Below are 23,158 nucleotides of genomic sequence, written 5' to 3'. Positions count from 1 at the left end.
CCCCAGGATGTCCGGTCGCATCGCCACCATCGCGCTGCTTTTGATCTTTGCGCTGGTGGGCCTGATGCTCTGGGTCGGCGCATGACCAAGCTCACCTTTCTCAACGCCCGGCTGGTGGACCCCGACCGCGACGAGGTCGTCACCGGCGGTCTGGTGGTCGAGGACGGGCGCATCACGCGCCATCTGCCCCGCGACGCGCCAAGGCTGACCTCCGGCCGCGTGATCGACTGCGGTCTGAAATACCTCGCCCCCGGCATCGTCGATCTGGGCGTCAAGGTCTGCGAACCCGGCGACCGGCACAAGGAAAGCTACCGGTCCGCGGGGCTGGCGGCAGCGGCGGGCGGCGTGACAACGATGATCACCCGACCCGACACCGACCCTGCCATCGACAGCCCCGAAGCGCTGGAGTTTGTGGCCCGCCGCGCCGCCGAGGCCGCCCCCGTCAACGTCCTGCCCATGGCAGCACTCACCAAGGGGCGCGCGGGCCGCGAGATGACCGAGATCGGCTTTCTGATGGACGCGGGCGCCGTGGCCTTCACCGATTGCGACCGGGTGGTCACCGACACCAAGGTGCTTGCCCGGGCCTTGTCCTACGCGCGCGGTCTCGGCGCGCTGGTCGTGGGCCATCCCCAGGATCCCGGGCTCAGCCGCGGTGCCGCTGTCACCTCCGGCAAATTCGCCTCGCTGCGCGGGCTGCCCGGTGTCTCGCCCATGGCCGAGCGCATGGGGCTTGACCGCGACATTGCCCTCATCGAGATGACGAACGCGCGCTATCACGCCGATCAGATCACCTGCGCCCGGGCCCTGCCCGCGCTCGCGCGCGCCAAGGCCAACGGGCTCGACATCACCGCGGGCACCTCGATCCACCATTTGACGCTCAACGCGCTCGACGTGGCCGACTACCGCACCTTCTTCAAGCTGAAGCCGCCCCTGCGCGACGAGCAGGACAGGCTCGCCGTGGCTGAGGCCGTGGCCAGCGGGCTGATCGACGTGATCAGCTCCATGCACACACCGCAGGACGAGGAAAGCAAACGCCTGCCCTTTGAGGAGGCCGCCTCGGGTGCTGTCGCGTTGGAGGCATTTCTGCCCGCGGCCATGCGCCTCTACCACGCAGGGCTGGTGGATCTGCCCACACTCTGGCGCGCCATGGCGCGCAACCCGGCGGACAGGCTGGGGCTGGCGGCCGGGCGGCTCAGCCTCGGTGCGCCCGCCGATCTGGTGCTCTTCGATCCCGACGCGCCCTTCCTGATGGACCGCGCGACGCTGCGCTCCAAATCCCGCAACACCCCCTTTGACGGCGCCCGAATGCAGGGCCGCGTGCTGGCCACCTATGTGGCCGGTGCTCAAGTGTTCGAGGCCGACTGATGGGAACGCTCCTGCTCTGGGCCGCTGCGGGCTACCTGCTGGGCTCGATCCCCTACGGTCTGCTGCTCGCGCGGCTCATGGGTCTTGGCAACCTGCGCGACATCGGCTCCGGCAATATCGGCGCCACGAATGTCCTGCGCACCGGCAACAAGCTGGCGGCGGCCCTGACCTTGCTGCTTGATGCGGGCAAAGGAGCGGTGGCCGTGCTGCTCGCCCGCTATATCGCTGGTGAAAGTGCCGCACTGATTGCCGGGCTCGCCGCGATGATCGGCCATTGCTACCCGGTCTGGCTGCGGTTCAACGGCGGCAAAGGTGTGGCGACCTTCCTCGGCATCGTGCTGGCGCTCGCCTGGCCCGTTGGTCTGGGCTGTTGTCTCGCGTGGCTCGCCGGGGCCGCTGCCAGCCGGATCTCCTCCATGGGTGCCCTCGTCTCCGCCGCCGCCGCACCGCTCCTGATGCTGCTCATGGACCTGCCCGCGGGCGCGATCCTCGCGCTGGCCCTGGCAGCGCTGGTCTTCTGGCGGCACCGCGGCAACATCGCCCGCATCCGCGCAGGCACAGAACCCCGCATCGGCAGATAGGCGGAAACGCTCCGGTGATCACACCGGTCGCGACCGCCGCCGCTGGGCGCTGGCAAGGCGCTTGCAAGCGCCTTCGCCCCGCCCCCAGGGGCCGCGCAGAGACCACCGACAGACCTACGGTGACCGTCCGGGCCCCGCAGTATTGCCACCCGGCGCGCACCGTGCCACTTCTGTGCCCATGACCAAGATCCTCACCAGCCCCGACGGCACCCCCGCCAGCCGCCTCGCCTTTGGCACCATGCAGTTCGGCGGGCGCGCCGGCGCCACCGCCTCGCGCGAGATGTTCGAGGCCTGTCTCGCCGCAGGCATCACCCATTTCGACACTGCCCACGTCTACAACGACGGCGCCTCAGAAGAGTTGCTGGGCGGGATGCTGGGCGACCGCCGCGATGGCCTGATCATCGCGACCAAGGCCGCCTACGAGGGCGGCGGCTCGAAATCCAATATCCAGAAGACCTTCGACGTGTCGCGCAAGCGCCTCGGCCTCGACATGGTCGACGTGCTCTATATGCACCGCTTCGATCCGCACACCGACCTGCACGAAAGCATGGAGGCTCTGGCCGAGCTCAAGGCCAAAGGCCAGATCCGCTACGTGGGCGTCTCCAATTTTGCCGCCTGGCAGGTGGTCAAGGCGCTCACCATCGCGGCGAAATTCGAGATCACGGTCGACATCCTGCAGCCGATGTACAACCTCGTGAAACGGCAGGCGGAGGTCGAGATCCTGCCCATGTGCGCGGATCAGAACGTCGCCTGCGCGCCCTACTCGCCGCTGGGTGGTGGGCTGCTAACGGGCAAATACGGCGGTGGCGGCGCGGGTCGGCTCACGGAGGACGACCGCTATGCAGCGCGCTACGGCCAGGACTGGATGCATGACGCGGCCACGGGCCTTGCCACCGTCGCCACCGAGCTGGGCACAGACCCCGCGACGCTCGCCGTGGCCTGGGCCGCAGCCCACCCCATGGGCCCGACGCCCATCATCTCCGCGCGCAGCACCGCACAGCTTGCCCCCTCCCTCGCCGCCCTCGATTACCGGATGGATAAGAGCCTCTACGCGCGTCTGGCGGCCCTCAGCCCCACGCCGCCACCCGCCACCGACCGGCTGGAAGAGCAGGGCTGACCGCCGACATCTCGGCGGCACGGGAAAAGCCGCGACCTGCCGCAACCACACCGGGCAGCTTTGCACGGTGCGACCGACCGCCCCCAGGGCGGTCCAAGCGCCTTAGCGCCCGCATACCTCGGAAATCGAGGTCTCGCCCAGACGCTGCACCAGGCTCTGCTCGATCTCGTCCAGCACGCCCGACACCCGCTCGTGCAGCGCATGTTCCACCGAACAGGCCGGGGTCTCGGCGGTATCGTCACTGGCCACCAGCCGCTCATCCAGCGCAAGATACACATCCGCCAGCGTGATCGCCTCGGGCAGCCGCGCCAGTCGCCAGCCGCCCGCGTGCCCCTTCTCGGAGGTCAGCAACCCCGCCTCGCGCAACCGCCCCAGCACCCGCCGCACCACAACCGGGTTCGTGCCCGCATGGGCGGCAATGTCGGCAGAGGTACGGATGCGGCCCGGATCCCCCGCCATGTGGCTGAGCGTATGCAGGGCAAGGGACAGTCGACTGTTTCGCTTCAAGGTAGGTCTCCGCGGATCATTGCCCTTACGTAACATTTCGTGTTGCGTGGCTCCAGTAACTTCGCTAGTTGCGAGATGTATCTCAACCAGCCCGGCGCTCAGGATGTCAGCACAACACCCCCGCAATATCGGACAAACCAGCCTGCGCAGCAAGCGCCGACGCGGCGATCCCATGCAGGCCTACGACGCCCTGCCAGCCCCCCTGCGGCAATGGCTGGGTCAGGCGGCCCTGCCCTGGTCGCCCGTCTCCGCCCGGCGCCTCTGGCAGCGGGCCCATGCACAGGGTCTCAGCGTGGAGCAGACGCTTGCCTCCCTCTCGCAGGCCGAAGCCAGAACGCTCGCCCGCGATCTGCACAGCACCAAGACACCCCCATCGCCCCAAGCCTGAAGGATTGCGCCCCATGACCCTCATGACACGACTGGCCCTTGTCACCGCCCTCACCCTCGGCGCGGCCCAGATCACAGCCGCACAAGACCGCACGTTCACCATCGCGGGCTCCGCCCCGACCGCCGAGGTGCCGGACCCCCGCGCGGGCTACAACGGCTGGCTGTCGAACCAGAGCGGCGTGACCGAAACGCTGATGGGCATCGACTATGACCTGAGCCTCGTTCCGCGGCTGGCCAGCGGGATCGAGCAGGCAGCACCCACTCTCTGGCGCGTCACCCTGCGCGAGGGGCTGGTGTTCCACGATGGCACCGCGGTCACAGCGCAGCATGTGGTAGACGCCATCGACCCGATCATGGACGAAACACACCCGGGTCATAACAAGCGCATCGCCAACCTGCTGGATCTGGCCTCGCTGGCCACGGATGGCGACCGTGTGGTGGTGTTCGAGACCAACAGCCCCAACGCCGCCTTTCCGTGGAGCCTGTCCGAGCCGGGCCTCGCAGTGCTCGGCCCCGCCTCCGAGGACTACCCGATCAACGCCACTGGCCCTTATGTCTTTCGCGACGCCATCCCCGACCAGCTCTACCGGGTTGAGGCCAACGCAAACTACCGCCTCGGCACCCCCGGCTTCGACGAGGTCCGCGTCGTGGGCATCCCCGATCCCGGCGCCGCGGCACTGGCCTTTGAGGCAGGCGAAGTCGATATGGTGATCAACTACCCCGAAACCGATTTCGCCCGCATTCAGGAAACCGGCGCGCTCGGCTTTGCGGCCCCCACGGCGCGGCTCTATTTCTACACGATGAACGCGGCCAGCGGCCCCATGACAAACCCGCTGATCCGGCGTGCGGTCGCGGCGGCGATTGACCGGCAGGGCATCGTCGATGCAGCACTGTCGGGCGTTGGCGGCGTGCCCGCGGGCACCGTCTTTCCCGCCCGCATGGGATGGGCCGCGGACATCGACCCGGTCTATGACCCAGCCTTGGCAGAGGAACTGCTGGCCGAGGCCGGGGCCGTCAAGGAGGGTGGCATCTGGATGCTGGACGGCGCCCCGCTGGAGATCGACATCGTCACCTATTCCTCCCGCGCAGCACTGCCCCCCACCGCCGAGCTTACACAGGCCTTCCTGCAGGCCATCGGGGTGACGGCCAACGTGCGCGTCGGCGAATATGGCGCCAGCAATGACGCGATTGCAGCGGGCACCGCCGACATGTTCCTGCAGGCCTGGGTGACCACACCGCAAGGCGATCCCGCCGCGGTGCTCGAAGCGCTGTTGAAATCCACCGGCGGGTCCAACGCGGGCGGCTATAACAATGCCGAACTGGACAAGCTGCTCACCGATGGCCGGACCACCTTCGATCCCGAAGCGCGCGCAGCGATCTACGACCGCGTGCAGCAGATCATCGCTGAGGAGGCCGCCATGATCCCGGTCTTTCACGTGAGCCAGACCAATGTGGCGCGCGCGGGGCTGACCGGCTACGCTGTGCATCCGACAGAAACCTACTGGCTCACCCATGAGACTGCCATGACCGAATGACCATCACCGCCACGGGTCTGAGCGCATGTCGCGCGGGCCGCGCGATCCTGCACCCCACGGACATGCAGATCGGACCCGGCGAATGCGTCGGCCTCGTGGGGTCGTCCGGTTCCGGCAAATCGACCCTCGGCCACGCGCTGATCGACGCCCTGCGTGCCGGCGGGCAGTCTGTTGCGCATGTGCCGCAAAGCCCCGATGAGGCGCTCGACCCGCTCCGGTCCATGGGGTTTCACTGGCGCGAGGCGGAGCGCGCGCTGTCACTCGCCCCGGATCCGGACAGGCAGGGTGCGCTCTTTGAGGCGTTGCACATCGCGGGCGGTGATCTGGGCACGCGCCCCTGGGGATGGAGCCGCGGCATGCAGCAGCGCTTCGTCATCGCCATGGCACTGATCGGCACACCGGATCTGCTGGTGATGGACGAGCCGACCTCCGCGCTCGACCCGGTCGTGGCCGCAGACACCATGGATCTGCTCGATCGCTACCTGGCGGACCGCAGCACGGCCCTGCTGCTGATCACCCATGACCTCGGGCTCGCCGCCCGGCGGGTTCAGCGGCTGATGGTCATGGACGCGGGCCGGGTGGTGGAGGATGCCCCCACAGCACAGGTCCTCTCCGCCCCCGCGACGGCTGCCGGGCGGAGCTTATGCGCCCATCGCAACTGGCTGGAACTGCCGTGCTGAGCGTCGAGCGTGTCTGCGTCCGGCGCGGCAACTCAGCCACCCTGCAGGATGTGTCCCTGTCCCTCGCGCCCGGTCGGACCCTCGCGGTTGTCGGGGAAAGCGGCGCGGGCAAATCCACCCTGATCGGCGCCGTGCTGGGGCTGGTGCCCTGCACCTCCGGCGCGGTCAGCTGGAACGGCGCGCCCGTGCGCCACTGCCGCCCCGCGTTGGTGATGCAGGAGCCGCGCAGCGCGTTTAACCCCGCCCTCAGCCTGCACTGCTCGGTGATGGAGCCCCTGACAGCGACAGGCACGCGCGCGGATCCCGACCGGCTGGCCGCTCTGTGTCAGGGGCTGGAAATTACGCCCGACCTCTTGGCACGCCGCCCGGGCCAGGTCTCCGTCGGTCAGGCCCAGCGCGTGGGCATCCTGCGCGCCCTCATCGCGGCCCCGCCTCTGGTGCTCTTTGACGAGCCGCTCTCCGCCCTCGATGCGGTCACCCAGAAACACACCGCCCGGCTGATCGCCGCCCTGCAGCGCGAGGCGGGCTTCGCCGCGCTCATCGTCACCCACGATCTGGGCTATGCCGCGGCCTTCGCCGATGACATCGCGGTGCTGCGGGCCGGACGCATCGAAGAGCTGACGCCTGCGCGCGCCTTCGTGGAGGCCCCGCAAACCGACTATGGCCGCCGCCTGCGCGATGCCGCCTTCGCGCTCGGCGCGCTGGAACGGGTCGCGTGATGCGAACGGTCGCCGGGCTGGTGCTGCGCGCGGTGGTCGTGCTGACCGGCACGGCACTGGCCACGTTTTCGCTGCTCTGGCACGCGCCCGGCGATCCCGCCCTGGCCATCGCGGAGGCCCGCTACGCCGCGATCCCGCCCGCCGAAGTGGTCGAGCTGATCCGCGCGGAAGCAGGCCTCGATGCAGGCTTCTGGCCCGCCTTTCTGGGCTGGATCACACCGCTGCTGCAGGGGGACTTCGGGCAATCCATGGTCACCGGGCGCGACATCTGGCCCGAGCTGCTGACAGCCTTTTCCTACACCGTACCACTGGCCCTGGCCGGGCTGATGATCGGCCTCGGCCTCTCCCTGCCGCTGGCCTATGCCGCGACCCGCCGCCCGGGTGGCTGGCGCGACCGCAGCGCCGTCGCACTCGCTTCCATCGGGGCGGCGATCCCGGCCTACTGGCTGGGGCTGCTGCTCATCCTGCTCTTTGCGGTCCAGCTGGGCTGGCTGCCCGCCATGGGCGCCCGCAGCCCCGCCCATGTCATCCTGCCGGCGCTGACCCTCGGCCTCGGTGTTGCGGCCGCGCTCACCCGCATCCTGCGCTCGGGCATTCTGGAGGCCCGCAACCAGCCGTTCCTGCCCGCGATCCAGCGCCGCGGCGTGGCATCGCGCGACATCGCCCGCGACCACATCGCCCCCCATGCGGCGATCCCGGTGGTGACCGTCTTTGGCCTGGAACTGGCGTTCCTGCTCGAAGGCGCCGTCATGGTCGAGGTGATCTTTGCCCGTCCCGGTCTGGGCAGCTTTCTCGTCAGCGCGATCGAGACCCGCGACTTTCCCAAGGTGCAGGCGGTGGTGATGCTAACCGCAGTGCTCTTCGTCACCGTGAACCTCGTCACGGATCTCATCTACCGCAGGCTGGACCCCCGGATCGCGGACCGTCATGCGTAGCGTCGGCTGCCTTGCCCTGATACTCATGGCGCTGGCACTCCTGGGGCCGGTGCTGGCACCCCATGATCCGACACAGATCAACATCCCCCAGCGCCTCAGCCCGCCCGGGCCTGACTGGTGGCTGGGCACCGATGCCATGGGGCGGGACATCCTGTCACGGCTGCTGCATGGGGCGCGCTGGTCGCTGGGGCTGGCGTTCCTGATCTCGGTCGCGGGGCTGCTCATCGGCACGCTCGCAGGTCTTGTCGCTGCCCTGGGCGGCAAGCTGGCCGACTGGGTGGTGATGCGCACCACCGATACGTTTCTGGCCTTTCCCGAACTGGTGGCCGCCGTCGTCATCGCGGGGCTGCTGGGTGCGGGCACCGGCAGCCTGATCTTTGCCCTGACCGTCACCGGCTGGATGCGCTATGCACGGGTGGCGCGCGCCATCGGTCTGTCGCTGGGCACACGCGGCTATGTGGTGCAGGGCCGGCTGGCGGGCCTGTCGCCGCTGGCCATCGCGCGCTGGCACTACCTGCCGTCGCTGATGCCCTCGCTCGCCGTTGTCTGGACCGGCATGTTCGCGCGCGCCATCCTCGGCATCTCCGCGCTCGGTTTTCTGGGGTTCGGCGTGCAGCCGCCCCTGCCCGAATGGGGCACCATGCTGCTGGATGCGCGCATCCACATGCGCTCCACTCCGCTGCAGATGATCTGGCCCGGGCTGGCGGTGGTGGTCTGCGTCCTCGCCATCAACCTGGCCGGAGACGCCCTGCGCGACGCGCTCGGCGGCGAGGACGTGCACAGATGACCCACACCGACCGTCCTGCCCTGGGCATCGCGCTCCGGATCCTGTCGGGCGTGCTGCTGGCGGGCATGTTCATCTGCGTCAAGGCCGTCAGCCAGGACGTCCCGCTGGGCGAGATTGTCTTTTTCCGCTCCGCCTTCGCCATCATCCCGCTCGTGGTGTTCCTGTGGCTGCGGCAGGAATTCCCGCAAGGGCTGGCCACCCGGCGACCCGGTGGCCACCTGCTGCGCGCCAGCTTCGGGGCCATGGCGCTCTTCGCCTCCTTCGCCGCCATCGCACGGCTCAACATCGCCGAAGCCATCCTGATCGCGCAGCTCTCCCCCATCCTGATGGCCATCGCCGCGGTGGGCCTGCTGGGCGAACGATTGACCCTCTGGCGGGGCGGCGCGCTCGCGCTCGGCTTTGCGGGCGTGATCGTGATGCTCTGGCCGGAACTGGGCACACAGGGCGGGAGCGACGCGCGCCTGACGGGGGTTTTGCTGGCGCTGCTCTCTGCCACATTGTCCGCCTTGGCCATGATCATGGTCCGCAGCCTCAACCGAACCGAAAGCCCGGGCGCCATCGCGCTTTACTTTGTGCTGGCCTCGATGATTGGGGCGCTGGCCACCCTGCCCTCCGGTTGGGTCATGCCGGGCGGCTGGACGTTGCTCGCACTGGTGGGCGCCGGGCTCTTGGGCGGCTTTGGGCATATCGCAATGACGCTCGCTTTTCGCTACGCCGAGGCGACGCGGCTCGCCCCGTTTGAATACATCGCCCTAATTTGGCCGATCCTCGCCGATCTTGTGATCTTCCGGCTGCCGCTTTCCAGCAGCTTTGTGCTCGCCCTGCCGCTCGTCCTGATAGGCGCGGCCCTCGCCGCCGCCGAAAGACCGCGCGCGGCCGAAAACGCACCCGCGCCGCGCCGGTAACCATCCGGCGGACTGCCCCGGTTCCCTGTCCCCGCCGTCTGCCACCCGCGCCCACGCGGCGCGCGCCGCGTGCGCCCCGGCTCAACCCGATGCGTCAGCGACCCCCCGGCAGGTTCGGAGCCACCCCGGCCAGCGGCCCCCTGTCCTGTCCCATGCCATCCCGCGCCCACGCAGCGCGCGCTGCGTGCCCTCGCCCGGAGTTAACGGTTTGTCAGGGTTTCACCCGCGCACGGCGTCTTAACCCCCCCAAACCCCACCGGCACCGACAAAAGCACCGACGCAATACCGACGTGATACCGACGTCGTACAGACATCGGAAATCCCCTGCAGGCCTGCCGATCAGACCGCAGAGGCCCGAGCTGCCCGGAACGCCTCTGCCCCGTTGCGCGACCTGCGCGTTAACCCCCGGCGTGCGGTGCTCAGCCGTCCTGCCGGATGCGTGCATTGGCCGGATCATAGGGGCTGTCCTCGACCACCTCCGCGGGCCACAGGCGGTCGAACATCTTGATCTCCAGCCGGGTCCCCGGCACCGCCAGATCCGGCGTCACATAGCCCATGCCGATGCTCTTGCCAAAAGCCACGGAATACCCCCCCGAGGTCAACCGCCCGACGCGGTTGTCCCCCTGATAGAGCGCCTCGCGCCCCCAGGGGTCGGCGTCCTCGGGCCCGTCGATCAGCAGCGTCACGCATGTGGACCGGATGCCCTTGTCGGCCATGGCGACCTTGCCGTGAAAGTCCTTGTCCAGATGCACAAATCGCGCCAGATCCGCCTCCAGCGGCGTCGCGTCCCGCCCCAGTTCCGTGCCAAAAGCGCGATAGCTCTTCTCCTGCCGCAACCAGTTCTGAGCCCGTGCGCCCACCAGCCTAAGCCCATGTTTTTCCCCGGCCTTTTCCAGCAGATCAAAGAGATGGTTCTGCATCTCGATGGGGTGATGCAGCTCCCAGCCCAGCTCGCCCGTATAGGCCACGCGGATCGCCCGCACAGGTACCATCCCAAGCTCGATGTCCCGGCACGACAACCACGGAAACCGCGCGTTGGACAGCGCCGTCGCCGGATCCGCATCCCGGACAAGCTCCGCCAGCACATCGCGCGACTTCGGCCCGGCAAGCGCAAAGACACCCCATTGCGTGGTCACGTCCTGTTCGTTGATGCGCCCGAACTCGGGCTCCTTTTCCATTACTGCCTTGTAGAGGAAATCCTGATCATAGGCGTGCCAGGCGCCCGAAGACACGAGGTAATAGTCGTTCTCCGCCAGTCGCACGATGGTGTACTCAGTGCGCGTGGTGCCATGATCCGTCAGCGCATAGGTCAGGTTGATCCGCCCCACTTTGGGCAGCCTGTTGGTCGTTAGCCAGTCCAGAAAACCCGTGGCCCCCGGCCCCGAAATCCGGTGCTTGGCAAAGGCCGTGGCATCGATGAGCCCCACGCCCTGCCGGATCGCACGGGCCTCCTCCACCGCGTATTGCCACCAGCCGCCGCGCCGGAACGAGCGCGCACCTTCATCGCTAAACCCTTGCGTTGCATAGTAATTCGGGCGCTCCCATCCGTTGACAGCCCCAAACTGCGCGCCCCGCGCCGCCTGCCGGTCGTAGGCCGGCGAGGTCCGCAAGGGTCGGCACGCGGGCCGTTCCTCATCGGGATGATGCAGGATGTAGACGTGGTTGTAGGCCTCCTCGTTCTTGCGCGCGGCGTACTCCGTGGTCATCCATGGCCCATAGCGCTTGGGGTCGAGCGAGGCCATGTCGATCTCTGCCTCGCCTTCCACCATCATCTGAGCGAGGTAATGCCCCGTGCCACCCGCCGCGGTGATGCCAAAGGAAAAGCCCTCGGCCAGCCACATGTTCTGCAACCCGGGCGCCGGCCCGACCAGGGGATTGCCGTCGGGCGTGTAGCAAATCGGCCCGTTGAAATCATCCTTCAGCCCGCAGTCCTCGCAGGACGGAATGCGGTGGTTCATCGCCATATACTGATCCTCGATCCGGTCCAGATCGAGCTGAAAAAGATCCGCGCGAAAGCTGTCCGGCACCCCGTATTCAAACCGCGCGGGCGCCCCTTTTTCATACACCCCGAGGATCCAGCCGCCGCGCTCCTCGCGCACGTAGGATTGCGCATCGGCGTCACGGATCACAGGGTGCTCGACGTTGCCTTCACCGCGGAACGTCACCAGAGCAGGATCCTGATCCATCACGATAAACTGGTGCTCAACGGGGATGGCGGGGATCTTGATCCCCAGCATCCGCGCGGTCCGCTGCGCGTGATTGCCCGAGGCGGTGACCACATGGTCCGCGGTGATCACAACCTGCTCGTCCGTCGGCACCAGGTTGCCGCCCCGTTCGGTCATCTTGGTAGCCGTGACCTCCCAGGCGTCACCGGTCCAGTGAAACCCGTCCGCCTGCCATTTCCGTTCGATCATCACGCCCCGTTGCCGCGCGCCCTTTGCCATCGCCATGGTCACATCGGCAGGGTTGATGTAGCCATCCGTGTGGTGATAGAGCGCACCCTTCAGATCCTCTGTGCGGATCAGCGGCCAACGCTCTTTGATCTGCTCCGGCGTCATCCACTGGTAAGGCACACCGCAGGTCTCGGCGGTAGAGGCATAGAGCATGTATTCATCCATGCGCGCCTGCGTCTGCGCCATGCGCAGGTTGCCGACAACCGCAAAGCCAGCGTTCAGACCGGTTTCCGCCTCCAATGTCTTGTAAAAACGAATGGAGTGGTCGTGGATGTGGGTGGTTGCAAAGGACATGTTGAAATACGGCAAGAGCCCCGCGGCATGCCATGTGGAACCAGAGGTCAGTTCGTCCCGCTCCAGCAACATCACATCTTCCCAGCCCGCGCGTGCGAGATGATACGCAATGGAGGTGCCAACAGCACCTCCCCCGACCACAAGCGCTTTGACCGTTGTTTTCATGAGCCTGGCTCCCGACGTAATGACCTGTCGCCAGCTTTATCCATCACCGGGCGGCGCGGCAAAACACCCCCGACCCGTCATGGCGGGAAAGCGACATCACCCTGCGGCAGTGTCGCACGGCTCCCCTGTCATCTTGCCAAAAAAACTCCCGCCGGAGGCGTGCCGACGCATGTCAGGGGCGCTGACACTCCCCATCTCTCACCAACCACGCCAATCTTCAGAGGATCTTGCCCGGATTGAGGATATCCAGCGGGTCGAGCGCGCGTTTGATCTGCTTCATGACCACCGTTGCCTCGCCCAGCTCGTCGACCAGATATGGCCGCTTGCCCTGCCCGATCCCGTGCTCCCCCGTGCAGGTGCCCCCCATTGAAATCGCGAGCCCGTTCAGCCACGTGACAAAATCTGCCGCCCGCGCGACCTCGCCCGCGTCCGACATGTCGATCAGCGGTGAGATGTGGAAATTGCCATCACCCGCATGGCCGACCACCGGCGCGACAAGCCCAAGTTCCGCGGCACGCTCCTGCGCCGCGGTGACACAATCCGCCAGCCGCGAGATCGGCACGCAGGCGTCCGTCGCAATGCCCTGCGCCCCGGGCCGGTACTGCAGCATCGCAGGATAGGCATCGTGGCGGGCCTGCCAGATCCGGTTGCGCTCTTCGGTGGTGGCAGTCGCGTGATAGCCAAAACCCTCGTGCTCTGAGGCCAGGTCGTCGAAAACCGCCGCCTGCTCGCGCACATAGGCGTCCGTTCCGTGGAACTCCAGCAGCAGCAACGGCGTCTCCGGCAGGTCGAGCTTTGAATAGGCGTTGAGCGCGGTGACCATCACCGCGTCCAGCAATTCGATCCGCGCCACCGGCAGCCCGTACTGGATCACCGCGATCACCGTACGGCAGGCGGCATCCACGGTCGGAAAGGAACACCACGCCGCACTGATCGCCTCCGGTATGCCATGCAGCTTGAGCGTCACCTCCGTGATTACCGCCAGGGTTCCTTCGGAGCCCACCAGCAACCGGGTCAGATCGTAACCGGCTGAGGATTTGCGCGCCCGGGTGCCGGTTCGGATGATCCGCCCGTCAGCCATCACGGCCTCCACCGCCAGCACATTGTCCTTCATGGTCCCGTAGCGCACGGCGTTGGTGCCCGAAGCATTCGTGGCCGTCATGCCGCCCAGCGAGGCATTGGCACCGGGATCGATGGGAAAGAACAGCCCCCGGTCCCGCAGATGCGTATTGAGCGCCTCGCGCGTGACCCCCGGCTGCACCCGGCAATCGAGATCGCCCGCGTTCACCTCCAGCACCCTGTCCATCTGGCTCACGTCGATGGAGATCCCGCCCGCCGGTGCGTTGAGGTGCCCTTCGAGCGAGGTCCCGGTGCCGAAAGGAATGACCGGCACGCGGTACTGGGCGCACAGCCCCACAATCTCGGACACCTCTTGCGTCGAGGTGGCAAAGACCACGCCATCGGGGGGCTGGTTCTCGATCCAGGTGGTGGTGTGGCCGTGCTGTTCACGCAACGCCTGACCGGTCTGAAACCGGTCGCCAAAGCGTTGTTTGAGCACGCCCGCGACCGTGGCGATCCCGTCTTCGTTACGCGGTAAGGTCTCGTGTTTCATTGTCTCATCCCCTGCCCGGAGCCCCTAGCGGCCAAGGGCGATGCCCTCGCGCCGCGGGTCCGCGCCGCCGCGCAGCCCGTCGCCGATCTCGATGGCGTGGAGGCCGGAGGTCAGTGCCCGGGTGTTCACCTCATAGCCAAGCTCTGTCAGCGCCGGCGCCAGCGCCTCGGCCGACGTACCCTCTTCCACATCATATGTGCCGAAACGATTGACCGCATGCGGTACCGACAAGGCCTGCTGTACGTCCATGTCCCAGTCCAGATAGGCAATGATGCTCTGCGCCACATAGCCGATGATGCGGCTGCCGCCCGGGCTGCCGATGGCCAGCACAGGTGCGCCGTCCTGCATCACGATGGTGGGCGACATCGAGGACCGCGGGCGCTTGCCGGGCTCCACCCGGTTGGCGATGGGCACCCCGTCCTCGTGGGATCTAAAGGAGAAATCCGTCAGCTCATTGTTGAGCAGAAACCCCCGCACCATGAGCCGACTGCCAAAGCCGTTCTCGATCGTCGTGGTCATGGAGGCGACGTTGCCTGCACCATCGACAATCACGAAATGGGAGGTCGAGGGCAGTTCCAGCGAGGCATCATCGGCCCAGTTCAGCGCATGGTCGAAGGCGGGCGCGCCCGGTGCCACTTCGGGCAGCGCGTCATCGCCCGACAGCAGCGCCGCGCGCTCCGCCAGATAGGCCGGATCCACCAGACCGTCGGTGGGCACGGGCACGAAATCGCTGTCGGCCATGTACCGCCCCCGGTCCGCGAAAGCGAGCCGCGAGGCGTCACCGATCAGCCGCCGTACCTCATCATCCGCAGGCCCGGCAGAAAGGTCATAGCTCTCCAGCATCCCGAGGATCTGCCCCACGGTCAGCGCGCCGCTGGACGGTGGCCCCATGCCGCAGACATCATGCGCCCGGTAGGTAACGCAGACGGGGGCTCGTTCCTTGACCTGATAAAGGCTCAGATCCACCTCCGACAGCACACCGGGGTTGCCTTCGGCCCCTTGAACGGTCGCGACAATGTCCTGCGCAATGGGGCCGGTGTAGAAGGCCTCGACCCCGCCTGTCGCTATCGCGCGCAACGTCTCCGCATAGGCCGCGTTCTGTAGCAAATCTCCAGCCACCAAAGGCGTGCCGCCGGGTAGAAAATAGTCAGCGGTGCTCTGGAACCGGCCCAGCCGCTCTGCATCGGCAGCGATCAGACCCGCAAGGCGCGGTGAGACCTCAAAGCCCTCCTCGGCCCGGGTGATCGCAGGCGCCAACAGCGCCGACCAGTCCAACGCGCCCCACCGGGCGTGCGCGTCTGCCATCAACGCAGGCGTGCCGGGCGTGCCCACTGACAACCCGCCGACCACCGCATCGAAGAACCCCAGCGGCTCGCCCGCCGCGTCCTGAAAGAGCCGCGGCGTCGCGGCCTGCGGTGCCGTCTCGCGCCCGTCGAGGGTCGTCAGTGTCGCCGTCGCCGCATCGTAGTAAACAAGGAACGCCCCGCCGCCCAGCCCGGAGGACTGCGGCTCCACCAGCCCCAGCATGGCCTGCACGGCGACCAGCGCATCGGCAGCGGTGCCGCCCGCGGCCAGCACATCGGCACCAGCCTGCACGGCCCAGGGGTTGGCCGCAGCGACCATCCAATTGTCCGCTGTCACCGGGGTCCCTGCGAATTTGGCCTCCAGCGCTTCGGCGACCTCGGGCGAGATCGCCTCGAAAGCACCCTGCGTTGCGGCCTCGGGCTGAACCGCATCCGCTGCCTGTTGCGCCTGAGCGGATGTGGCGGCAAGCAGCGCGAGACCGGTCAAAAACGTTCGCATGGCGTCTCCTCCTTGATTGATGCCCTAGAGCATGGCTGGCACGACCTGATCGGGCGGGCGGTGGCCATCATCGAAGGTCTTGATGTTGATGATCACCTTCTCACCCATCTCCATCCGCCCTTCGCGGGTGGCCGACCCCATATGCGGCAAGAGTACCACATTGCCCAGCTGTCGCAGCCGCGGGTTGACCTCGACCCCGTGCTCGTAGACGTCCAGCCCCGCGCCGGAGATCTCGCCCGCGCGCAGCATCCGGGTCAGCGCCGCCTCGTCGATCACCTCCCCTCGGGAGGTATTCACGATGACAGCCTCGGGTTTCATCAGCTTGAGCCTGCGGGCGTTCATCAAATGAAAGGTCGAAGGCGTCGCCGGGCAATTGACGGAGATCACGTCCATCCGCGCGACCATCTGGTCGAGACTTTCCCACCATGTGGCCTCCAGCGCGGTTTCCACCTCGCTGCGCAGACGGCGGCGGTTGTGATAATGCACCTGCATGCCAAAGGCCGCAGCGCGGCGCGCGACCGCCTGCCCGATACGTCCCATGCCGAGGATGCCCAGACGGCGACCCGCCACGCGCCCGCCAAGATAGGCCGTCGGCGCCCAGCCCTCCCAGTCGCCCGACTGCATCACGCTGAGCCCTTCGGGGATCCGCCGCAGCACCGCCAGCATCAGCGCCATGGTCATATCAGCGGTATCGTCCGTCAGTACGCCGGGAGTGTTGGAGACCAGCACCCCGCGCTGCCGGGCGGTGGCCACGTCGATATGGTCTACCCCCGCACCGTAGTTGGCAATCAGCTTGAGCTGGTCTCCGGCCTGGCTGATCAAGCCTGCGTCGATCTCATCCGTCACCGTTGGCACCAGCACATCCGCGCCCTGAAGCGCTGCGATCAGGTCGGCCCGGCTCATCGGCGTATCATCGGTCCGGAGCGTCACATCGAAAAGCTCCGACAGGCGGGTTTCCACCGCCTCGGGCAAGCGTCGCGTCACGACCACACTCAGCTTCGGCTTTGCCATTTCCACCCTTCTCACCCTTGGCGCAACAGCGCATTCCATGGCATGGTGACCCAGAAGGCGGGTGCGCACAAGAACCTCGCCACGACAAACGAGCGAATTACCACGAACGGGCCGTGTCATGACCAGATTGCTTTTGTTGGCGCTTGCGTGCGCCTTGTGCCTCCCAGCTGGGGGAGGCGTGGGTGCGCGCGATACCGGGCCAGTCACCAACCTGCAGCTGCCGCGCTATGTGTCGATGAAGGCTGCGGAGGGCAATGCACGGCGGGGGCCGTCGCTGACCCACCGCATCGACTGGGTGTTCAAGCGCCGCGACATGCCGCTGCAGATCACCGCCGAACACGGTCACTGGCGCCGGGTCGAGGACCGCGAGGGCCAGGGCGGCTGGGTGCATTATTCCCTGCTGTCAGGCGTGCGCACAGTGATCGTGGAACAGGACAGGCTCGGGTTGCACATGCGGCCAGACGCGGAGGCCCCCGTGACCGCAGAGCTGGAAAGCGGCGTCGTCGCGCGCCTGGGAAAATGCGGGCCGGAGTGGTGCCAGCTGCGATCGGGTGGCTACCGTGGCTGGGCGCCCAAGGCCCGGCTCTGGGGTGTCGGTGCCGAGGAGTTACGCGACTAGGGTCGCGCATGGGCGCTTCGCGTCTCAGGATCAGATGGGCCGCCGGGTGGGGTGTCATGGCGCGGTGACGCGAGACATCACGGGAGCATGCGATGACAGAGATACGGACAAAGGCGGTCAGCTACGATGCCTTCGGCCCCGCGGCCGAGGTCTTGCGATCCGGTGAGCATGTCTTGCCTGCCCCCGAAGCCGGCGAAGTGTGTGTCGAGCTTGCATTCTCCGGCGTGAACCCATCGGACGTCAAAGCACGGGCCGGATCACGCCCCGGGGTAACCCGGCCGCCTTTCGCGCAGATCATCCCGCACAGCGACGGAGCAGGGGTGATCTGCCGCGTCGGAGAAGGGGTCGATCCGGCCCGGTTGGGCGAAAGAGTTTGGATCTGGAATGGCCAGTGGCAGCGCGCGTTCGGCACCGCCGCCAGCCATATCGTGTTGCCCGCCACGCAGGCCGTCCCGCTGCCGGATGGTATCAGCGCGGAGGTTGGCGCGGCGCTCGGCATCCCCGGTCTGACCGCAGCGCACACGGTTTTTGCCGGTGGCGACATCTCAGGCCAGACGGTGCTGGTTCAGGGAGGCGCGGGCACGGTGGGGTATCTCGCCGTGCAATTGGCCAAATCCGCAGGCGCGCGTGTCATTGCAACGGCCCAAGGCTCGGGTCTGGCCCGGGCAGAGGCGGCAGGTGCGGGCGCCGTGGTCGACTACAACGCGGATACCATCGTGGATCAGATCTTGGCCGCCAATGACGGTCAGTTGGTCGACCGGATTATCGAAGTTGAATTCGGGCGCAACATCGCCACGGATACGGCGGTGATCGCACCCAACGGCACCATCGCGGCCTATGGTTCCGCGAAAGATATGACACCTATCCTGCCCTTCTACCCGTTGCTTTTCAAGGCGGTGACCATCGACATCGCGTTGATCTACCTGCTCCACGAGCAAGAACGGCAGCGCGCTATCCAGCACCTGCACGATGCGCTGAACCGCGGTGCCCTTGAGATACCCGTAGCGGAGATCTTTCCGCTGGATGCGACCCATGCTGCCCATGAGGCCGTCGAACGCGGGGGGCGCGCCGGAACGATCCTGATCGACGTCAAAGGCTGAGCGTGGGCGGTGACCAGATTGCACTTGATTTTATTCAAGAGAACCCTTGCGCGCCCCGCCCGCTCGGCCTATTTAACGGCCCACGTTGGGATGTAGCCAAGTGGTAAGGCAACTGTTTTTGGTACAGTGTACCGTAGGTTCGAATCCTACCATCCCAGCCAAACACTTCTCTAAAAGCAGACGATACGACTGTCCGTCCTGATAGTCGCCTTATTTTAATGGGTTACCGGGATATACACCGGATGCAGAATGTCCGTACCCCGCAGATAACTCGCAATATGCCCCAAAGTCTGAGGTTGGGTTTTGCGCGATACGAGTGTCCGCGAAGTTGTGTTTAGAGAGTCGCGATCAGACCGCGTTGGTCCTGCCAGCTGCCCGGCAGCGTGTGCCGCACGCACCAGTCGGACGTGAAGCCCAAGGGCTGTTTGCCGTCAAGCACATCCCGGACGATGTCAGGGGCGAGGAAGGCCAGATCGATCAGCTGGTAAATCCTGCCATTTGTTGTGCCTTCGGCTTTTGCAATCTCAGACAGCGTTCTGCCTGCTTTGATCTGCCCGAACCAGAGATGCGCGTTGGCGATGTTCCGGATCAGGGCTTCGTCGACGCCGCCGGACGCATCAGCAAGGACCAGCTTGGTCTCAACGCCGCACTTCCTGAGTTGGAAGGGCGCCGTGATCATCTGCAGCTCCTCGTCGATCTCGTCAGCGCCAGCTTTGATTATTGAAGCAAGCTGAACGGGGTCAATTGTGATGGTCAGCTCACCGGGGCTGAGATCGATCCGCTCAACGAGATTGAGCACGTGACTGATGTCCTTGTCGGCACACAGCTTTTGCAGGATGCTATGATGAGTCTTTATTTCTTCTGCGGAGCAGTTCAGAACCAACCTGCTAACGAAGGCCGTATCGCTTAGCCGCTGAAACATCAAATACACGACCTTTGCCTCCAGTTCCCGGGCGGGCAAGCGCCAGCCATCAAGGTTCGCCTCGCCGCTTTTCTTAATCAGGCGATGTGACACATAGTACCGCAGCCGAACCCCAGCCCGCGTCCTGGAATGCGACGGGGTCAGCCGATCGCCGGTTTCATCAAAGAGCTTGCCGCGAAGCAGCGATCGCTGCTTCGCCGTCTTGCGAGCCCTGCCTTTTGCAGCACCCTCCTGCAGCTGCTGCTGGATGCGGTCCCAACGATCCGGATCGATGATCGCATCATGCTGCCCGTCAAAGACCTTTTCCTTGTGGCGGATGCGTCCTGAATAAACCGGGTTGATCAGGATGTGGTGAATATGGCCGCGATCAAATGCCCCGCCACCCGTTAGCTTTCCATCGGCTGTCGATCTTTGCCTCGTTTGTAAACCTTGCTGATCCGCAGCCACCTTTACTTCCCGGACAGTGCCATGCTGTTCGTAGAGTTCGTAGAGCGCGCGGATCGTCGTTGCTTCCTTGTCATTTATCTTCAGCGTCCTGCCATCGGCATCGTATCCCAGCGGCACATTCCCACCCATCCAGAGACCCCGGCGCTTTGAGGCTGCGATTTTGTCGCGGATGCGCTCTGCCGTGACTTCGCGCTCAAACTGCGCAAACGACAGCAGCATGTTCAGGGTGAGACGCCCCATGCTGGTCGCTGTGTTGAACGACTGCGTGACTGAGACGAAGGACGCCCCTGCTGCATCCAGCGTATCGACGATCCGGGAGAAATCCGCGAGGGATCGTGTCAGACGGTCGATTTTGTAGACGACAATCTGATCGACGAGCCCGTCCGCGATATCCTGCAGCAGTTTTTGCAGCGCAGGCCGGTCCAGCGAGCCTCCCGACAGGCCACCGTCATCATAGTTCTGCGGCAGCAGCACCCAACCCTCATGCTTCTGGCTGGTGATGTAAGCCGCGCAGGCTTCGCGCTGAGCGTCGAGCGAGTTGAACTCCTGCTCAAGGCCGTCTTCCGAGGATTTCCGGGTGTAGATAGCGCATCGGAGTTTCTTCATGATCGTCCCGCTGCCCGGGCCGTCAGTCCGAAGAAACGCGGGCCAGACCAGTCCGTACCGGTGATGTGTTTCGCAATGCCGGATAGCGATTTCCACGCTTTGCCGTCCATCTCGAAGCCACCATCAATAACGTGAACTTGGTAGGTTCTCCCGTTCCACTCCCGAACCAGCTGCGCGCCCGGCCGCAGGCTGCTGCTGCTCGACGTGGCGACCGTCTCGCCTTTCGCAATGCGTTTCAGCGCGCGTTTTGTTCCTGCCGACAATCCGCCCGACGCTTTACACTGTGCTTCATATGCCAACGCCTTCTGCATGAACGGCACGGACAGATACGGCGGCGGAGGTGATCCGAAGACGGCCTCCCATTGCGCGAGCGCCGCCGGACGCTTGGGGTTCGGATCACGCCCCATTGGTCTCGGCCGCAGCTTTTGTGCCCTGCTGTGATTCTGGCGCAGACAGGATGCGGTATCTTGAAACGCCGCCGGACACAGGCTTTTCACTGGCAACCTCGTACCCGGCTTTCCGCAGACCGCTCAGCGCCGCCCTTGTCGTATGCTGTTGCCAGCCAAGCTTTGTGCTCAGTGATCTGATATCGCTGCCGGACTTCGTGCCGAGCAGCCTGATCAGCTGGTCTTTCTTGGTGGCGCGTTTCTTGGGTGAATAGGTCATGGCCGTCTCCTCAGATGATCAGCGGAAAGATCTCGCTGCTACTGAGCAGAACCCGGAAGTTCCAGGCGAGCCATGCGAATACTTATCGCGCGCACTGACACTACCGCTCCGCCAGCCGTTGAAGTCCAGTCAGTTTATGAGAAAACCCTGCACAAGGGGCAGAAAGCGGACCTTCGTTGTGCGCAGGGTAGGACGTTCTCACCCCGGTAAGCAGACACATCTCAAATGTGCACTCGTGACGCCCATGCCCCGTTGGGTATTGAGTTCACTCCACTCCCAGTCGATTTTTTAATTCTGTTACGAAAGGCGACGGACGCGATTCGGAATGCATGATGTGAACTTCCGATTTCGCCCGCGTGAAGCCCACGTAGAAGAGACGTCGCGCTTCTAACGCCTGCGAGTCAGTGCTGTTTTTTCTTGGGATGCTCCCCTGATCAATGCCGAACATGATGACTATCGGAAACTCTCGACCTTTGGCACTGTGAAGTGTCGACAGGTGCAGGCTTTCGTTCCCTTCGCCTTGGCCAGCGAACTGGGCGAGAGTCATATCTGCACAGTCCTTGCCTGCTTGGGTGCGCGCGATGAAAGTGTCTAACGTTTCGCCCTCGTCTTTCATCGTGCGGCACTTGGCAATCAGGTCGATGATGATGGCGGCGCGAACATCTGTAAGCCATTGTCTCAGTGGTAAGGCGCTATCGCGTCGCGACCATAGAAGGTCCATTAGTGAACGTTGGAAGTCCAAGCGCGACTCTGGTGTGTTGATCTCTCCGGCGAACAATCGCGCGCCCTCGTTGACCAGCTGGCTGAAGCGCGGAGTTCCTGTCTGCCATCCGCCGGTGCACCACTGCGCGCAACGTTCAAGCCACCGCATCAGGCGGCTGGTACGAGGGTAGATTGCATTCGTGTCAGTTCTGATGACTGACAGGCCGACCTGCTGCGCCACTTCGGCAACCTTGTCGCCCAGCCAAGCGGCGGGGTAAAGAATGGCGATGTCTCCGGGTTCCAAATGTGGATGTTGCTTGGCGATGTCAGCAATGATTGTCCTAAATGCCTCTGCGGCCTGGTGTTCGTAGCTGCCTTGCTGAGGGTGAAAATAGACCGTGCCTTCCTCCGCACCGTCAGCCGCCTCATAGTCTCGCGCTTCGCCAAGCGCAAAATTTGACGCCTCCACAATCTTCAAGCCGGATCGGTAGTTCAGCCGCAATCGCACACACTCAACTTCTTTACGAGCCGCCAGCTCGCGAAGAAGCTGAGGGTTCGCCCCGTTGAATTCATAGATGGACTGGTCGGCATCTCCGACCGCGAACAGCCGCATCCCCGTGCTGAAGCATAGCCCCATGACCATACGATGGAGCGCTCGCCCGAGGTCTTGGTATTCGTCAACCACGAGGACGGGGTACTTGGCGAGAATTGCGCGTTGCAGCCATTCATGCTCGCGTAGGGCCCTAACGGCGAGAAGCGGCATATCGTCAAAGTCAATTCGGCCCATCGCCCTGAGCTCGGCTTCGAAGGCCTCCACTAATGAAGCCATCTCTGAATCGGCTTCGCGCCACTCCGCGCTGTTCCTATTGAGAATGGATCGACGGTATGTACCCATCCGGAAATCGATCTGTTGTGGATTTTCGCGTCCGCCGATCACCTTGTTGTACGCGGTCTCTAATGCGCGACTACGTTCAGCGCGGGTTGCGACGCAGAACTCATCGGGAAGCCCCATATCGGCGGCTTTGGCATAGGGAAGGACAATCTGCGTCAGGGAGAATGAGTGGACCGTTCCGATGAAGGCTCTTCGTCCTGGTTCTATGCCGAGTGCGGCGAGCCTTGTTTCCAGCTCCCTTGCGCATTCATTATTGTATGTAATGCAGGCATGATCAGCCCCACCTGAGTGGTCCAATTTGATTGTTAGTGCATGATTGGCGTTTGGTCCATCTGGACGATGGTTTCT

Annotated in this window: 21 protein-coding genes and 1 tRNA gene; 13 read left to right on the top strand and 9 right to left on the bottom strand. The window is 65.3% G+C overall.

Features of this window, described 5'->3' with window-relative positions; all coding sequences use genetic code 11:
- The first annotated feature begins 81 nt into the window (after positions 1-81).
- From pyrC to Q1A53_RS19700, 3 genes are all read left to right on the top strand, one after another.
- A complete protein-coding gene (pyrC, locus tag Q1A53_RS19710) occupies positions 82-1,365 on the top strand; it encodes a dihydroorotase (protein WP_299969803.1) in 1,284 nt (427 codons plus the stop codon).
- The gene (gene plsY / locus Q1A53_RS19705; protein ID WP_299969801.1) at positions 1,365-1,946 is read left to right on the top strand and encodes a glycerol-3-phosphate 1-O-acyltransferase PlsY; all 582 of its coding nucleotides are present in this window, start codon (positions 1,365-1,367) and stop codon (positions 1,944-1,946) included. Before pyrC ends, plsY begins: the two co-directional genes overlap by 1 nt.
- Positions 1,947-2,124: 178 nt before the next feature.
- A complete protein-coding gene (locus tag Q1A53_RS19700) occupies positions 2,125-3,063 on the top strand; it encodes an aldo/keto reductase (protein ID WP_299969798.1) in 939 nt (312 codons plus the stop codon).
- A 102-nt stretch (positions 3,064-3,165) separates the two neighbouring features.
- Here Q1A53_RS19700 and Q1A53_RS19695 read toward each other — a convergent pair whose 3' ends face one another.
- Positions 3,166-3,570, bottom strand: coding sequence for an Rrf2 family transcriptional regulator (locus Q1A53_RS19695; RefSeq protein WP_299969796.1), 405 nt, complete (start codon positions 3,568-3,570; stop codon positions 3,166-3,168).
- A 103-nt stretch (positions 3,571-3,673) separates the two neighbouring features.
- On the opposite strand from Q1A53_RS19695, the gene Q1A53_RS19690 reads away from it, so the two are divergent.
- From Q1A53_RS19690 to Q1A53_RS19660, 7 genes are read left to right on the top strand one after another with little or no spacing between them, the layout of a single operon-like run.
- Positions 3,674-3,958, top strand: coding sequence for a DUF6525 family protein (locus Q1A53_RS19690; RefSeq protein ID WP_299969794.1), 285 nt, complete (start codon positions 3,674-3,676; stop codon positions 3,956-3,958).
- A gap of 13 nt (positions 3,959-3,971) precedes the next feature.
- Entirely contained in the window at positions 3,972-5,492 is a 1,521-nt protein-coding gene (locus Q1A53_RS19685) for an ABC transporter substrate-binding protein (protein WP_299969791.1), read from the top strand.
- Positions 5,489-6,172: an ATP-binding cassette domain-containing protein gene (locus Q1A53_RS19680; RefSeq protein ID WP_299969788.1), complete on the top strand. Its 684-nt coding sequence runs from the start codon at positions 5,489-5,491 to the stop codon at positions 6,170-6,172. Before Q1A53_RS19685 ends, Q1A53_RS19680 begins: the two co-directional genes overlap by 4 nt.
- Entirely contained in the window at positions 6,136-6,891 is a 756-nt protein-coding gene (locus Q1A53_RS19675) for an ATP-binding cassette domain-containing protein (protein ID WP_299969785.1), read from the top strand. Before Q1A53_RS19680 ends, Q1A53_RS19675 begins: the two co-directional genes overlap by 37 nt.
- Positions 6,891-7,826: an ABC transporter permease gene (locus Q1A53_RS19670; RefSeq protein ID WP_299969782.1), complete on the top strand. Its 936-nt coding sequence runs from the start codon at positions 6,891-6,893 to the stop codon at positions 7,824-7,826. The genes Q1A53_RS19675 and Q1A53_RS19670 overlap by 1 nt, the downstream gene beginning before the upstream one ends.
- Positions 7,819-8,613 carry an ABC transporter permease gene (locus tag Q1A53_RS19665; protein WP_366872969.1) on the top strand — a complete coding sequence of 265 codons (795 nt, stop codon included), beginning with the start codon at positions 7,819-7,821 and terminating at the stop codon, positions 8,611-8,613. Before Q1A53_RS19670 ends, Q1A53_RS19665 begins: the two co-directional genes overlap by 8 nt.
- Positions 8,610-9,518 carry a DMT family transporter gene (locus tag Q1A53_RS19660; protein WP_299969776.1) on the top strand — a complete coding sequence of 303 codons (909 nt, stop codon included), beginning with the start codon at positions 8,610-8,612 and terminating at the stop codon, positions 9,516-9,518. The genes Q1A53_RS19665 and Q1A53_RS19660 overlap by 4 nt, the downstream gene beginning before the upstream one ends.
- 419 nt (positions 9,519-9,937) lie before the next feature.
- Here the strand turns inward: Q1A53_RS19660 and Q1A53_RS19655 are convergent, their stop codons facing one another.
- The 4 genes from Q1A53_RS19655 to Q1A53_RS19640 form a co-directional block, all read right to left on the bottom strand.
- The gene (locus Q1A53_RS19655; RefSeq protein ID WP_299969773.1) at positions 9,938-12,430 is read right to left on the bottom strand and encodes an FAD-dependent oxidoreductase; all 2,493 of its coding nucleotides are present in this window, start codon (positions 12,428-12,430) and stop codon (positions 9,938-9,940) included.
- A 217-nt stretch (positions 12,431-12,647) separates the two neighbouring features.
- Entirely contained in the window at positions 12,648-14,042 is a 1,395-nt protein-coding gene (locus tag Q1A53_RS19650) for an FAD-linked oxidase C-terminal domain-containing protein (RefSeq protein ID WP_299969771.1), read from the bottom strand.
- 24 nt (positions 14,043-14,066) lie between these two features.
- Complete coding sequence (ggt, locus tag Q1A53_RS19645) at positions 14,067-15,845, bottom strand: gamma-glutamyltransferase (RefSeq protein ID WP_299969767.1); 1,779 nt, start codon at positions 15,843-15,845, stop codon at positions 14,067-14,069.
- A gap of 24 nt (positions 15,846-15,869) precedes the next feature.
- Complete coding sequence (locus Q1A53_RS19640) at positions 15,870-16,856, bottom strand: D-glycerate dehydrogenase (RefSeq protein ID WP_299969763.1); 987 nt, start codon at positions 16,854-16,856, stop codon at positions 15,870-15,872.
- A gap of 235 nt (positions 16,857-17,091) precedes the next feature.
- Here Q1A53_RS19640 and Q1A53_RS19635 point away from each other — a divergent pair, with 235 nt between their 5' ends.
- From Q1A53_RS19635 to Q1A53_RS19625, 3 genes are all read left to right on the top strand, one after another.
- The gene (locus Q1A53_RS19635; protein WP_299970034.1) at positions 17,092-17,475 is read left to right on the top strand and encodes an SH3 domain-containing protein; all 384 of its coding nucleotides are present in this window, start codon (positions 17,092-17,094) and stop codon (positions 17,473-17,475) included.
- A 92-nt stretch (positions 17,476-17,567) separates the two neighbouring features.
- Complete coding sequence (locus Q1A53_RS19630; protein ID WP_299969761.1) at positions 17,568-18,575, top strand: NADPH:quinone reductase; 1,008 nt, start codon at positions 17,568-17,570, stop codon at positions 18,573-18,575.
- A gap of 86 nt (positions 18,576-18,661) precedes the next feature.
- Positions 18,662-18,736: transfer RNA gene (locus tag Q1A53_RS19625), tRNA-Gln, on the top strand.
- Positions 18,737-18,909: 173 nt separating this feature from the next.
- On the opposite strand, the gene Q1A53_RS19620 is transcribed toward Q1A53_RS19625, so the two are convergent.
- The 4 genes from Q1A53_RS19620 to Q1A53_RS19605 form a co-directional block, all read right to left on the bottom strand.
- On the bottom strand, positions 18,910-20,550 hold the full coding sequence (locus tag Q1A53_RS19620) for a recombinase family protein (RefSeq protein ID WP_299969759.1): 1,641 nt from the start codon (positions 20,548-20,550) through the stop codon (positions 18,910-18,912).
- Positions 20,547-20,957, bottom strand: coding sequence for a DUF2924 domain-containing protein (locus tag Q1A53_RS19615; RefSeq protein ID WP_299969756.1), 411 nt, complete (start codon positions 20,955-20,957; stop codon positions 20,547-20,549). The genes Q1A53_RS19620 and Q1A53_RS19615 overlap by 4 nt, the downstream gene beginning before the upstream one ends.
- On the bottom strand, positions 20,947-21,216 hold the full coding sequence (locus Q1A53_RS19610) for a DUF3489 domain-containing protein (protein WP_299969752.1): 270 nt from the start codon (positions 21,214-21,216) through the stop codon (positions 20,947-20,949). Before Q1A53_RS19610 ends, Q1A53_RS19615 begins: the two co-directional genes overlap by 11 nt.
- A 265-nt stretch (positions 21,217-21,481) precedes the next feature.
- A partial coding sequence (locus Q1A53_RS19605) for an ATP-dependent helicase (RefSeq protein ID WP_299969749.1) occupies positions 21,482-23,158 on the bottom strand: 1,677 nt, incomplete at its 5' end.

Origin of the sequence: uncultured Roseobacter sp. (assembly GCF_947496515.1) — a bacterium.
GTDB lineage: Bacteria > Pseudomonadota > Alphaproteobacteria > Rhodobacterales > Rhodobacteraceae > Roseobacter.
The sequence above is the reverse complement of the archived record's forward strand: the minus strand, read 5'-3'. Positions and strand labels throughout refer to the sequence as shown.

What these genes read in the sequence shown, in the direction of transcription:
- pyrC (WP_299969803.1), top strand. Translation starts at nt 82, where the DNA reads ATGACCAAGCTCACCTTTCTCAACGCCCGGCTGGTGGACCCCGACCGC.
- plsY (WP_299969801.1), top strand. Translation starts at nt 1,365, where the DNA reads ATGGGAACGCTCCTGCTCTGGGCCGCTGCGGGCTACCTGCTGGGCTCG.
- Q1A53_RS19700 (WP_299969798.1), top strand. Translation starts at nt 2,125, where the DNA reads ATGACCAAGATCCTCACCAGCCCCGACGGCACCCCCGCCAGCCGCCTC.
- Q1A53_RS19690 (WP_299969794.1), top strand. Translation starts at nt 3,674, where the DNA reads ATGTCAGCACAACACCCCCGCAATATCGGACAAACCAGCCTGCGCAGC.
- Q1A53_RS19685 (WP_299969791.1), top strand. Translation starts at nt 3,972, where the DNA reads ATGACCCTCATGACACGACTGGCCCTTGTCACCGCCCTCACCCTCGGC.
- Q1A53_RS19680 (WP_299969788.1), top strand. Translation starts at nt 5,489, where the DNA reads ATGACCATCACCGCCACGGGTCTGAGCGCATGTCGCGCGGGCCGCGCG.
- Q1A53_RS19675 (WP_299969785.1), top strand. Translation starts at nt 6,136, where the DNA reads ATGCGCCCATCGCAACTGGCTGGAACTGCCGTGCTGAGCGTCGAGCGT.
- Q1A53_RS19670 (WP_299969782.1), top strand. Translation starts at nt 6,891, where the DNA reads ATGCGAACGGTCGCCGGGCTGGTGCTGCGCGCGGTGGTCGTGCTGACC.
- Q1A53_RS19665 (WP_366872969.1), top strand. Translation starts at nt 7,819, where the DNA reads ATGCGTAGCGTCGGCTGCCTTGCCCTGATACTCATGGCGCTGGCACTC.
- Q1A53_RS19660 (WP_299969776.1), top strand. Translation starts at nt 8,610, where the DNA reads ATGACCCACACCGACCGTCCTGCCCTGGGCATCGCGCTCCGGATCCTG.
- Q1A53_RS19655 (WP_299969773.1), bottom strand. Translation starts at nt 12,430, where the DNA reads ATGAAAACAACGGTCAAAGCGCTTGTGGTCGGGGGAGGTGCTGTTGGC.
- Q1A53_RS19650 (WP_299969771.1), bottom strand. Translation starts at nt 14,042, where the DNA reads ATGAAACACGAGACCTTACCGCGTAACGAAGACGGGATCGCCACGGTC.
- ggt (WP_299969767.1), bottom strand. Translation starts at nt 15,845, where the DNA reads ATGCGAACGTTTTTGACCGGTCTCGCGCTGCTTGCCGCCACATCCGCT.
- Q1A53_RS19640 (WP_299969763.1), bottom strand. Translation starts at nt 16,856, where the DNA reads ATGGCAAAGCCGAAGCTGAGTGTGGTCGTGACGCGACGCTTGCCCGAG.
- Q1A53_RS19635 (WP_299970034.1), top strand. Translation starts at nt 17,092, where the DNA reads ATGAAGGCTGCGGAGGGCAATGCACGGCGGGGGCCGTCGCTGACCCAC.
- Q1A53_RS19630 (WP_299969761.1), top strand. Translation starts at nt 17,568, where the DNA reads ATGACAGAGATACGGACAAAGGCGGTCAGCTACGATGCCTTCGGCCCC.
- Q1A53_RS19620 (WP_299969759.1), bottom strand. Translation starts at nt 20,550, where the DNA reads ATGAAGAAACTCCGATGCGCTATCTACACCCGGAAATCCTCGGAAGAC.
- Q1A53_RS19615 (WP_299969756.1), bottom strand. Translation starts at nt 20,957, where the DNA reads ATGGGGCGTGATCCGAACCCCAAGCGTCCGGCGGCGCTCGCGCAATGG.
- Q1A53_RS19610 (WP_299969752.1), bottom strand. Translation starts at nt 21,216, where the DNA reads ATGACCTATTCACCCAAGAAACGCGCCACCAAGAAAGACCAGCTGATC.